This is a genomic window from Actinoalloteichus caeruleus DSM 43889, assembly GCF_000429185.2.
GTDB lineage: Bacteria > Actinomycetota > Actinomycetes > Mycobacteriales > Pseudonocardiaceae > Actinoalloteichus_B > Actinoalloteichus_B caeruleus.
Window position 1 is genome coordinate 1,284,709 of record NZ_AUBJ02000001.1, and the last position, 13,371, is coordinate 1,298,079.

A 13,371-nucleotide genomic window follows, 5' to 3' on the forward strand; every position below is an offset into this window, starting at 1 on the left:
CTCGGGTGTTCGCGCGTGTGTGTCATGGGGACTTCCCGAACTCGCGCTGGATGATCTCGAACATGTCCTCTGGTGATGCGTCCTGGAACTCGCCGGCCACCGGCTGGGTGGCTGGCGGGGCGACCCAGCGGTCCACCAGCGCGCGCAGGCGCCTGCCGAGATCCTCGGCGAGCTGGCCGGGTTCGTGGGCGGCCAGCGCCCGTTCCAGCCTGTCGACCTCGGCGGCGACATCACCGGAGGGTGCGGGGGCCAGGTCCGTGCGCAGTCGCGCGGCGAGCGCGGCGGCGTTGGGGTGGTCGAAGACGAGCGTCGCGGGCAGCCGCAGACCGGTCGACGCGGTGATCCGGTCGCGCAGCTCGACGGCGGTCAGCGAGTCGAATCCGAGCTCGACGAAGCCGGCGCGGGCCCGCACGGCGTCCTGGCTCCGGTGCCCGAGCGCGGCGGCGGCCTCGGCTCGGACCAGGTCGAGCAGGATGCGGTCCTGGTCGGCGGGGGTGGCGGCGGTGAGCGCCGCGCGCAGCGCGCCGACGCGGTCGGACACCGCCGGCTCGGCGGTCTCCCGCTCTCGCGCTTCGGGTACCTCGTCGAACAACCTGCTGGGCCGCAGCGCCGTGTAGGCGGGCACGAACCGCGCCCAGTCGAGGTCGGCGACGACGATCGCCGTCTCGTCGTCGGCGAGCGCCTCCTCCAACGCGAGCAGCGCGCGGTGCGGAGCCATCAGGGGCAGGCCTCGCCGCCCGAGGTGCTCCTCGGCGTCCGCGCCGCCGGACATACCGCCCTCGGCCCACGGGCCCCAGGCGATCGAGGTCGCGGTGCGGCCCTCGGTCCTGCGCTGTTCGGCGAGCGCGTCGAGCGCGGCGTTCGCCGCCGCGTAGGCGCCCTGGCCTCCGCTGCCCCAGATCCCGGAGATGGAGGAGAACAGCACGAACGCGTCGAGGGTGGTGTCGTCGAACACCGCGTCGAGGTTCTCCGCGCCCAGCACCTTGCCGTCACGCACGTCGGCCAGTTCCGTCGCGCTCATCCTGGTGAGCGGCGTCAGCTGGCCGGTGCCGGCGGCGTGCACGACGACCCGGACGCGGTCGCCGGCGTCCTCGATCTCCCGGCGGAGGTCGGCCAGCCGTGGCCGGTCGGTGACGTCGCAGGCGGCGAAGGTGACGCGGACGCCGGTGTCGGCGAGTTCCGCGCGGATGGTCTCCGCGTCGGGCGTGTCGCCGCCCCGGCGGCTGACCAGCACCACGTGGTCGGCTCCCCGCTCGGCGACCCACCGCGCGACCCGCCTGCCCAGTGCTCCGGTGCCCCCGGAGATCAGGGTGGTGCCGCTGGTCCGCCACCGTCGTCCGTGACCGGCGGCGGCCCTGCCGATCCGCCGGGCGAAGGTGCCCGACTGGCGGACGGCGACCTGGTCCTCACCGCCGTCGGCGAGGACGGACACGACCCGTCCCAGGGCCGCGTCGTCCAGGGCGGCGGGCAGATCGACCAGGCCGCCCCACTGGCCGGGGCAGTCGAGTGCGGCGACCCTGCCCAGGCCCCAGGCCTGCGCCTGGTCGGGGGCCGAGGGCGCGTCGTCCGCCGTGACCGAGACAGCGCCCCTGGTGAGGCACCACAGCGGAGCGGTGATCCCGGAACCGTCGAGGGCCCGGACCAGGCTGAGTACGGTCGTCGCGGCGTCCCCACCGTGGTCGAGCAGCGCCACCACTCCCGCGATGTCGGCGTGTCCGGTGCCGGCGACGGGATCAGCGACCTCCACCACGTGGGCGCCGCCCGCGCGGAGACCGCCAGCGAGCACCGACGCGTCGGCGACGCCCCGGGACACCACGAGCCAGGTGCCGTGGAGACGGGCGGTGGGGTGGTCGGGGAGCGCGTGCCACCCGACCCGGTACCGCCACGAGTCGATCGCGGACAGGCTGGTGCTCCGTTCGTGCCATGCCATCAGCGCGGGCAGGGCCTCGCCAAGGGGCTGGTCGGCGGTGAGGCCGCCCAGGGCGGCCAGGTCGCGCCGGCGCACGGCGGACCAGAACCGGGCGTCGGTGCCCCCCTCGCGGGTGGCGGCCAACCAGAACCGTTCGCGTTGGAAGGGGTAGGTGGGCAGGTCGGCGCGACGCGGCGAGCCGGAGAAGAAGCCGCGCCAGTCGACCGGCGTGCCCCGCACGTGCGCCCTGGCGACGGCGGCGGCGAGCGCGGAGGGATCGGCGGTGTCCGGGCCGAGTTCGACGAAGCTCCGGACACCGCGCTCGTCGAGCCAGGCCATGCCGTCGGCGAAACGGACGGTGTCGCGCAGCTGCCGAACCCAGTACGAGGGGTCGGTGAGCTCGTCGTCGACCAACCGCCCGGTCAGGGTGGACACGACGGGAATGCTGGGTCGCGCGTAGGTCAGGCGTCGCGCGACGGCCCGGAGGTCGTCGAGCACGGGCTCCATCCGCGCGGAGTGGAAGGCGTGGCTGACCCGCAGGCGACGGGTCCTCCGGTCCCCGAGGCGGGCGACCGCCTCGATGACCTCGGCCTCGCTGCCGGAGAGCACCACCGACTCCGGACCGTTCACGGCGGCGAGTGAGACCCCCTCCCCCAGCAGCGGCGCGACCTCGGCCTCGGTGGCCCGAACCGACACCATCGCTCCGCCAGCGGGAAGGGCTCCCATCAGCCGCGCGCGAGCCGTCACCAGGGTCAGCGCGTCCTCCAGCGACAGCACGCCGGCGACGTGCGCGGCCGCCAGCTCGCCCACCGAGTGCCCCATCACGTAGTCGGGTCGGACGCCCCACGACTCCAGGAGCCGGAACAGCGCGACCTCGATCCCGAAGAGGGCGAGCTGCGTGTACTCGGTGCGGTCCAGCAGGTCACCGCCGTCGAACACCACGTCCCGGACCGGGCAGGCCGCGTCGAAGGCCGCCGCGAACACGGGGTACGCCTCGTGGAGGGCGCGTCCCATGCCCGCCCGCTGGGAGCCCTGCCCGGAGAAGAGGAACGCGGTCGGTCCGGTTTCCGCGGTGCCGGTCGTCAGGCCCGGTGCCTCGGTGCCCTCCGACAGGGCGCGCAACGCGGCGAGGACGTCACCCGGCTCGCGGGTGTCGACCGCCGCGCGGCACGGGAACCGGGTGCGCCCGGTCGCGAGGGTGTGCGCCACCTCCTGGACGGGAGTACCGGGCTTCTCGTCCCAGTAGGCGAGCAGGCGGGAGGCCTGTGCCCGCAGGGCGCCCTCCGAGCGAGCGGACAGCAGCAGCGGCGCGGCAGGCACCGCGACGGCCGGGGTCTCCTCCCGGGCGGGCGGGGACTCGATGATCGTGTGCGCGTTGGTTCCGCTGATGCCGAAGGCCGACACGGCCGCCCGGCGGGGGCGCCCGTCGGCGGGCCACGGACGGGGCTCGGTGAGCAGTGACACCGCCCCCGTCCCCCAGTCCACGGCCGGCGTTGGCTCGGTGACGTGCAGGGTGCGCGGGAGGGTGCCGTGGCGCATGGCGGTGATCATCTTGATGACACCAGCGACGCCGGCGGCGGCCTGGGTGTGGCCGATGTTGGACTTCAGCGAGCCGAGCCACAGGGGGCGGCCCTCGGGGCGGTCCTGACCGTAGGTCGCCAGCAGCGCCTGCGCCTCGATCGGATCGCCCAGGGCCGTGCCCGTGCCGTGCGCCTCCACCACGTCCACGTCGGCCGGTGACAGGCGGGCGTTGGCCAGGGCCTGCCGGATCACCCGCTGCTGAGAGGGGCCGTTCGGCGCGGTCAACCCGTTGGACGCCCCGTCGGAGTTCACCGCGGAACCCCGCACCACGGCGAGCACCTCGTGCCCGTCGCGGATCGCGTCGGACAGCCGCTGCACGAGCAGGACGGCGACGCCCTCGGCCCACCCGGTGCCGTCGGCGGACGCGGCGAAGGACTTGCAGCGACCGTCGGCGGCCAGGCCGCCCTGCCGGCCGAACTCGGCGAAGGTGTCCGGGGTGGCCATCACGGCGACGCCACCGGCGAGCGCCATCGTGCATTCGCCGCCGCGCAGCGCCCGCACCGCGAGGTGCAGGGCCACCAACGACGACGAGCACGCCGTGTCGAGTGTGACGGCCGGTCCCTCGAAGCCGAAGGTGTAGGCGATCCGACCGGACAGCACGCTGGTGGCGTTGCCGGTCAACAAGTGGCCGGCCACGTCGTCGGCGGCACCGTCCGTTCCCGAGGCGTAGCCGAGCGCGGCCGCGCCGGCGAACACGCCGGTGCGGCTGCCGCGCAGTGTCCCGGGGTCGATGCCGGCTCGCTCGATGGCCTCCCAGGAGGATTCCAGGAACAGCCGCTGCTGCGGGTCCATGGCCAGGGCCTCGCGCGGGCTGATCCCGAAGAACTCCGCGTCGAACTCGCCGGCGTCGTGGAGGAACCCGCCGGCCGGGGTGTACCCGTGGTCGGAGCCGAGATCCCAGCCCCGGTCGGTGGGGAACGCGGACACCGCGTCGGTCCCGGTGTCGAGGAGCCGCCACAGCGCGGCTGGGGAGTCGACTCCTCCGGGCAGCCGGCAGCTCATGCCGATGACGGCGACGGCGTCCTCACCGACCGGGGTCTCGGCGGCAGGGGTGACCGCCTCGGGGGTGCTGCCGGTCAACGCCCGCTGGAGGTGCTCGGCGAGCAGCGCGGGAGCCGGGTGGTCGAAGACGAGGGAGGCGGGGAGCCGGATCCCGGTCTCGGCCGCCAGCCGGTCCCGTAGTTCGACGGCGGTCAACGAGTCGAACCCGAGCTCGTGGAACGCGGTGTCGGCGTGGATGGCGGCGGTGTCGCGGTGTCCGAGCACGGAGGCGGCCTCGGCGCGGACCAGTTCCAGGGTGGTCGCCGCCCGTTCCGCCGGGGTCAGCCCGTCGAACCGGGTGGTGCCCGCCGGCTGGGGTGGGCCGGCGGGTGCCGCGTCGACCAGCTCCTCGAAGAGCCGGCTGGGGCGTGCCGCCGTGTAGGTGGGTACGAACCGGTGCCAGTCGACGTCGGCGACGGTGACCGTCGTGTCGTCCTCGGCGAGCGCCCGCCGCAGTGCGGCGAGCGCGTCCTCGGTGGCGAGGACGCGGACTCCCCTGCGCCGCAGGCGCTCCTCGACGTCGGCGTCGGTCATGCCGCTGTCCCAGGGTCCCCAGGAGATGGACGTGGCGACCAGTCCCCGGGCGCGCCGGTCGGCGGCGAGGGCGTCGAGGTAGGCGTTCGCGGCGGCGTAGGCCGCCTGCCCGCCGCTGCCCCAGACGCCGGAGATCGAGGAGAACAGGACGAACGCGTCGAGTGGGGTCTCGGCGAACGCGGCGTCCAGGGCGGCGGCACCGGCGACCTTCCCGGCGCACACGGCGTCCACCTCTGCTGGGGTCACGTCGAGCAGCGGAGTCAGGTGCGCGACGCCGGCGGCGTGCACGACCGCCCGCACGTCGTCGAGGGACGACACGAGCTCGGCCAGCGCGGCGTGGTCGGTGACGTCGCAGGCGGCGATGGTCACTCGGGCGCCCAGGTCGGTCAGGTCCGCTCGGAGTTCCTCCGCACCGGGAGCCTCGGGGCCCCGTCGGCTCACCAGGACCAGGTGCGCCGCGCCGTGGCGTGCCGCCCAGCGGGCGACGTGCCCTCCGAGCGCGCCGGTCCCCCCGGTGATCAGGACGGTGCCCCGCGGCGACCACGACTCCCCGGGGTCTCCCGTCCCGTCCCGGGTGAGGCGCCTGGCGAGCACACCGCCGGCTCGGATGGCGAGCTGGTCCTCGCCGCCGTCCGCCAGTACCGCGCAGAGCCGTTCCAGCGCGTCCTCGGTGAGTGGCGATGGCAGGTCCACCAGCCCGCCCCAGCCCCGCGGCGCCTCGAGTCCGACGACCCGGCCGAGGCCCCAGACCTGCGCCTGGTGGGGGTGGCGCACCGGGTCGTCGACGCTGGTCGACACCGCGCCCGAGGTGAGGCACCACAGCGGGGTCGGCACGTCGGCGAGTGAGCGCACGAGGTCCAGGGTCTCGGCGACGTCCGGTTCGTCCTCGGTGCCGAGCAGGGAGAGGACTCCGCCGGGTGTCGGGTGCTCGGCGAGCGCGGCCGCGAGTCCCCGCGTCCCGCGCACCGCGACGGGCTCGGCGCCGCGAGCCGCGAGCCCGTCGACCACGGGGTGGCCGGTGCTGTCCGGTGGTAGCACCACCAGCCACGTACCGGTGAGGTGGTGTGCCGGTCTCGGGTGGACCGGTCGCCAGGTGATCTGGTAGCGCCACCGGTCGACGGTGGGGGTGGGGGTCGGGGCCGCTCGTGGCCAGAACCGCTCGTGCTGGAACGCGTAGGTCGGGAGCGCGACCCGCCGCGCCCCCGCCCCGGAGAAGAACGCCGCCCAGTCGGGAGCCGCGCCTCGGGCGTGCAGCCGCGTCAGTGCCTCGATCGTGGTCCTGGCTTCGGCGCGCTCGCCGCGCAGCGCCGGGACGAAGTCCACCCCGGCGGTGTCCTCGGGTGCCAGGCAGTCCCGGCCCATCGCGCTGAGCACCCCGGTGGGCCCGAGCTCGACGAAGGTGCGCACGTCGAGTGCGCGGAGGCATCGGATGCCCTGGTGGAACCGGACGGCCTCGCGCACGTGTCGGACCCAGTAGGCCGGGTCGGTCACCTCGCTCGTCACGAGTTGACCGGTCAGGTTCGACACGATCGGGAGGGACGGGTCGTGGTAGGTGAGCCCTTCCGCGACGGCGCGGAAGTCGTCGAGCACCGCGTCCATCCTCGACGAGTGGAACGCGTGACTCACCCGGAGCCGCCTCGAGGTGGCGAAGTGGCCGGCGACGGCGAGCACCGCGTCCTCGTCACCGGAGAGCACGACCGAGTCGGGGCCGTTCACGGCGGCCAGCGACACCGCCTCGGTCAGTAGGGGCAGCACCTCGGTTTCGGTGGCACGAACCGAGACCATCGCGCCGCCGGGCGGGAGCGCCGCCATCAACCGGCCGCGGGCGGCGACGAGCGTGACGGCGTCGGCGAGCGAGAGGACCCCGGCGACGTGCGCGGCGGTGACCTCGCCGATCGAGTGGCCGAGGAGGAAGTCCGGGACCAGTCCCCACGATTCGACGAGCCGGTACAGGGCGACCTCGACGGCGAACAGGCCGGCCTGGGTGTACTCGGTGTCGTCGAGCGGGGTGCCCTGGCCGAAGACGACGTCGCGCAGCGGCTCCGCCAGGTGCGGCCCGAACAGGGCGCACACCTCGTCGAACGCCTGCGCGAACCGAGGGTACGCCTGGTGGAGGCCCCTTCCCATCCCGTGCCGCTGCGATCCCTGCCCGGGGAACAGCACGGCGAACCGGGCGGTTCCCGAGGTGGCGGCGATCGACCTGGTGCCGCCCTCGACCAGGGCGACGAGCCCGGCCCGCAGTTCGTCCCGGGAGGTGCCGACCACCGCCGCGCGGTGGTCGAGGGAGGCCCGGGTGGTGGCCAGCGACCACGCGACGTCCACGGGGTCGAGGTCGGGTCGGGTGTCCACGTGGTCCAGCAGGGCGGCGGCCTGCGCGTCGAGCGCGGGAGCCGACTTCGCGGAGATCACCCAGGGGAGGACGGCGGGTGGGGTGGTGTCCTCACGCTCGGGTTCCCGGTCCTCCTCGACGTGTTCCAGGACGAGGTGCGCGTTGGTGCCGCTGATCCCGAACGAGGAGATGCCCGCCCGGCGCGGCCGGTCGACCGCCGGCCAGGGGACGTTCTCGGTCGCCACGGAAACGCCGGTCCAGTCGACGTGCGATGAGGGTTCCTCGACGTGCAGGGTCCTCGGTACGAGGCCGCGGTGGAGGGCCAGGACCATCTTGATGACACCGGCGGCCCCGGAGGCGGCCTGGGTGTGCCCGATGTTGGACTTGACGGAGCCGATCAGCAGCGGCCGGTCCTCGTCGCGGTCACGACCGTAGGTCGAGACGAGCGCCCCCGCCTCGATCGGGTCGCCCAGTGTGGTGCCGGTGCCGTGGGCCTCGACGACGTCGACGTCGGAGGTGGACAGCCCGGCGTTGGCCAGGGCCTGCCGGATCACGCGGTGCTGCGACGGGCCGTTCGGCGCGGTCAACCCGTTGGAGGCGCCGTCGGAGTTCACGGCGGAGCCGCGCACGACGGCCAGGACCGGGTGACCGTTGCGGCGGGCGTCGGACAGCCGTTCCAGGACCAGGACCCCGACGCCCTCTCCCCAGCCGGTGCCGTCGGCCCCGTCGGCGAAGGCCTTGCACCGGCCGTCCGGCGACAGTCCACGCTGGCGGCTGAACTCGATGAAGACGCCCGGGGTCGCGGTGACGGTGACACCGCCGGCGAGGGCGAGCGAGCACTCCCCCGTCCGCAGGGCCTGGGCCGCGAGGTGCATCGAGACCAACGAGGAGGAACAGGCCGTGTCGACGGTCATCGCCGGCCCTTCGAAACCGAAGGTGTAGGCGACCCGTCCGGACAGCACGCTGGCCGAGCTGCCGGTGGCGATGTAGCCGGCGACCGAGTCACCGGCGTCGACCAACAGCTGGCCGTAGTCCTGGCCGTTGGTGCCGGCGAAGACTCCCGTGCGGCTGCCGCGCAGCGAGTCGGGCGCGATCCCCGCTCGTTCGAGGGCCTCCCAGGAGGCCTCCAGCAGCAGTCGTTGCTGGGGGTCCATGGCCAGGGCCTCACGCGGCGAGATCCCGAAGGGGAGCGGATCGAACTCGGCGGCGTCGTGCAGGAAACCACCCCTGTCCACGTAGGAGGTCCCGGGGTGCCCTGGGTCGGGGTGGTAGAGCTCGTCCAGGTCCCAGCCCCGGTCGGTGGGGAACCCGGTGACGGCGTCGGTGCCCTCGACGACCAGCCGCCACAGGTCGTCCGGGCTGGTGACGCCGCCCGGGAACCGGCAGCTCATCCCCACGATGACGACCGGGTCGTCGCTGGCACCCGGGGTCTGGCGCGAGGCGTCCGCGGAATCCGCTGCCGGGGCGCCGCCGACCAGCTCGGCGAGCAGGTGATCGGCGAGCTCCCCGGTCGTCGGGTGGTCGAACACCAGCGTCGCGGGGAGGGCGAGCCCGGTCGCCTCGGCCAGCCGGTTGCGGAGTTCGAGCGAGGTCAGGGACGTGAACCCCAGGTCCTGGAACGACCTGGTCATCGGCACGTCCTCGGCCGAGTCGTGCCCGAGCAGCACCGCGGCCTCGGCGCGGACCGCGTCGAGCACCACCCGCCGTCGGTCGGCACCGGTGGCCGCGCGGACGCGGGCCGCCACGACCGGCTCCGCCCGCGACGCCGCGCCCGCGAACTCCGGCAGCTCGCGCACGAGGGGGCTGGGCGCGGTGTTCGCGCTGGTGAGCCTGTCCCACTGCCAGTCGGCCACCACCAGTGAGGTCTCGTCGTGCTCCAGCGCCTGTCGCAGTGCGATGACGGTCAACGCCGGGTCCATCGCTCGGAGCCCGATCCGGGCGAAACCCTCCTCGACGGAACCCGCTCCGATACCGCCCCCGGCCCAGTGGCCCCACGCGACGGACGTGGCCGGCAACCCGAGCGCCCTGCGGTGCCGCGCGAACGCGTCGAGGAACGCGTTGCCGGGGGCGTAGCCGCCCTGGCCTGGCACGCCGAACACGCCACCGATGGAGGAGAACAGGACGAAGGCGGACAGGTCGAGGTCGCGGGTGAGCTCGTGCAGGTTGAGCGCCGACACGACCTTGGCGCGCAGCACTCGCTCCAGCTGGTCGACGGAGAGCGAGTCCACGAGGCCGTCGTCGAGCAGGGCGGCGGTGTGCATCACCGCGCTGAGCGGGAACTCGTCGGGAACATCCGCGAGAACCCGGGCGAGCGCGGCCTGGTCGCTCGCGTCGCAGGCGACCAGGGTGACCCGGCTGCCGAGGTCAACCAATTCCGCGACGAGGTCGGCGGCACCAGGTGCCTCCGGGCCCCGGCGGCTCACGAGCAGCAGGTGCTCGGCACCGGAACGGGCGAGCCACCGAGCCACGTGCGAACCGAGCGCACCCGTTCCGCCGGTGATCAGGATGGTGCCGTGCGGCGTCCAGGTCCGCTGAGGAGGGGCGTCCCCGAGCGGGGCCCGCACCAACCGCCTGGCGTGGAGGCCGGCCGGGCGGACGGCCAGCTGGTTCTCGGTGTGGGTACCGGTCAGCACCCCGCGCAGCCGCCGCCCGGAGTGCTCGTCGAGCCGGTCGGGCAGGTCGACGAGGCCGCCCCACCGCTCCGGGTGTTCGGCGCCGAGCACACCCCCGAAGCCCCACAGCAGCGCGTGCTCCGGGTGTGGGACCGGGTCGGCCGGGCCGGTGGAGACGGCACCGCTGGTCGCGATCCACAGCGGCGCGTCCAGACCGGCGTCGGCGAGGGCCTGCGAGAGCAGGAGGGTGTCCGCCAGCCCGCGAGGAACGGACTCGTGCTCGGCACGGGTTCCCCCGGCGAGCGCCACCAAGGAGAGCACGGCCGCGACGTCAGCGTCAGCGACGGCCTCGCGCAGGGCGCCGCTGATCGCCGGGCGGTCGGCGTCGATTCCGATCCTGAGCACCCGCGAATCGGAGGTGCCCAGCGCGGTCAGGCAGTCCTCCACGAGATCCGGTGCGTCGTCCGTGGCCGGGACGACCACCAGCCACGTCCGTTCCGTCCCCTCCCGAGGTTCGGGTTCGGCGGTCCTCGGCCAGGTGTCGCGGTACCGCCAGGAGTCGAGCACCGAGGCGCGGCCGGCGCCGGCGCCGGCGCCCGGGTGGCCCGTGGTGGAGGCCAGCCAGTACGTGCGGTGTTGGAACGCGTAGGTGGGCAGGTCGGTCCGGCGCGCGCCGGTGGGGCCGAAGACAGTGGACCAGTCGATCGCGACGCCGTTGGCGTGCGCCTCGGCGAGCGACAGCACCATCCGCCGCGTGTCGTCCTCGTCGCGCCGGAGGGTTCCGAGCGCCACCGCGCCGAGATCGCCGAACATCTCCTGCAGGCTCAGGCCCAGCACGGGGTGCGGGCTGATCTCCAGGAAGACCCGGTGGCCGTCGGCGAGCAGCGCCATGGCCGCCGACTCGAAGTCCACCGTGTGGCGCAGGTTCCGGTACCAGTAGTCGCCGTCGAGCCGGGCGGCGTCGAGGTGGCCGCCGGTGAGGGTGGAGCAGAAGGGCACGGTGGACGGGCGGGGGGTCACCCCGTCCAGCAGGTCGGACAGTTCCTCCGCGAGTGACTCGATCTGCCGGGAATGCGCGGCGAAGTCGGCGCCGGGCACCACCCAGCGCATCACCCGCGCCCTGGACAGCAGGACCTGGAGCTCGTCGAGCGCGTCGCGGTCGCCGGAGACGACGACCGAGTTCGGACCGTTGACGGCCGCGATCGACAGCCGTCCGCCGAAGGGTTCGAGCCGTTCCTCGACCCAGTCAGCGGACTGGACGACCGCGAGCATGCCGCCGTGCCCGGACAGCGGCACGAGTGCCCGGCTGCGCAGCGCGACGACCCTGGCCCCGTCGGAGAGGCTGAGCGCGCCGGCGACGCAGGCCGCGGCGATCTCGCCCTGCGAGTGCCCGACCACGGCCGCCGGGTGGACGCCGTGGGACCGCCACACGGCGGCGAGGGACACCATGACGGCCCACAGCACGGGTTGCACGACGTCGACGCGGTCGAGCCCGGGCGCGCCGGGGGCCTGGCGGAGCACGTCCTCGGGGGCCCAGTCCACGTGGGGGGCGAGCGCCGCGGCGCACTCGGCGAACCGGGCGGAGAAGGTCGGCGAGGAGTCCAGCAGTCCGGCCGCCATCCCGACCCAGTGCGTGCCCTGCCCGGGGAAGACGAAGACGACGCTGGGTCGGGCCGACGCGGTGCCCCGCACGACGGTCCGAGCTGGGTCCCCCTCGGCCACGGCAGCGAGTCCGGCGCGGAAGCCCCTGTCGTCCTCGGCCACGACGACGGCCCGGTGTTCGAGCGCGGCGCGGGTGGTCGCGAGCGAGTAGCCGATGTCGACAGCCGACGCCGGGCGCTCGTCCAGGTGGGACAGCAGGCGAGCGGCCTGGGCGCGCACCGCGTCAGGCGAGGTGCCGGACAGCACCCACGGCACCGAGGGCAGGTGGTGCCGGGAGTCCGCTGGGCTCACCGCGTCCTCGGCGGTACCCCCGGCCTCCTCCAGCACGACGTGCGCGTTCGTCCCGCTCATGCCGAACGACGAGACGCCGGCCCGCCTGGCTTCGCCGGTCTCCGGCCAGGGCCGCCGTTCGGTGAGCAGGGCGACCTGGCCGGAGTCCCACGCGATCCTCGGGGAGGGCGCGTCGACGTGCAGCGAACTCGGCAGGATCCCGTGCCGGATGGCCTGCACCATCTTGATCACTCCGGCGACGCCTGACGCTGCCTGGGCGTGCCCGAGGTTGGACTTCACCGAGCCCAGCCACAGGGGGCGGTCGGCCCGCCGGCCCTGGCCGTAGGTGGCGAGCAGCGCCTCGGCCTCGATCGGGTCGCCCAGCACGGTCCCGGTCCCGTGCGCCTCCACCGCGTCCACTTGTGACGGCGCCAGGCCGGCCGCGTCGAGCGCCGCCCGGATGACCCGTTGCTGCGACGGCCCGTTCGGCGCGGTCAGCCCGTTGGAGGCCCCGTCGGAGTTCACCGAGGAACCCCGCACCACGGCGAGCACCTCGTGCCCGTTGCGGACCGCGTCGCCGAGTCGTTCGAGCAGCAGTACGCCAACGCCCTCGGACCAGCCCATCCCGTCGGCGGCGGCGGCGAAGGGCTTGCAGCGCCCGTCGGCGGCGAGGGCGCCCTGGTTGCTGTACTCGACGAAGGCACCGGGTGTCGGCATCACGGTGACGCCACCGGCGAGAGCCATCGTGCACTCCCCCGCGCGCAGCGCCTGGGTGGCGAGGTGCAGGGCCACCAGGGAGGAGGAACACGCGGTGTCGATGGTGACGGACGGTCCCTCGATACCGAAGACGTAGGACACCCGCCCGGACAGGACGCTGCTGGCCGACCCGGTGCCCAGGTGGGCCGCGACCCCTTCGGGAACCTCACCGAGGGTGGCGGCGTGGTTGTGGTACATCACGCCGGTGAACACGGCGACCGGTTCCCCCCGAACGGAGAGCGGGTCGATGCCGGCGCGTTCGAAGGCCTCCCAGGACATCTCCAACAGCAGCCGCTGCTGGGGGTCCATGGCCAGTGCCTCGCTGGGCGAGATGCGGAACAGTTCGGGGTCGAAGTCGCCCGCGCCCGTGAGGAAGCCACCCTCCGTGGTGTGGGAGGCACCGGACCGGGTCCCGGTCGGGTCCAGTACCTCCTCCAGGGGCCACCCCCGGTCGGTGGGGAACCCGGAGATGGCATCCCGTCCTTCGACGACGAGGTCCCACAGGTCGTCCGGGGAGTGGACGCCGCCCGGGTAGCGGCAGCTCATCGCGACGATGGCGATCGGCTCGTTGTCGCGTTCCTCGCGTTCCCGCAGACGTTCGCTGGTCTCGTGGAGGTCGACCGTGACGCGCCTGAGGTACTCGCGCAGCTTCTCCTCGTTCGCCATCAGGCGTGCCC

At 74.3% G+C, this 13,371-nt stretch carries 1 protein-coding gene; it reads right to left on the reverse strand.

The window, feature by feature from the left end; all coding sequences use genetic code 11:
* Nucleotides 1–22 precede the first annotated feature (22 nt).
* The gene (locus G443_RS04405; RefSeq protein ID WP_051314059.1) at nucleotides 23–13,360 is read right to left on the reverse strand and encodes a type I polyketide synthase; all 13,338 of its coding nucleotides are present in this window, start codon (nucleotides 13,358–13,360) and stop codon (nucleotides 23–25) included.
* Nucleotides 13,361–13,371: the final 11 nt, after the last annotated feature.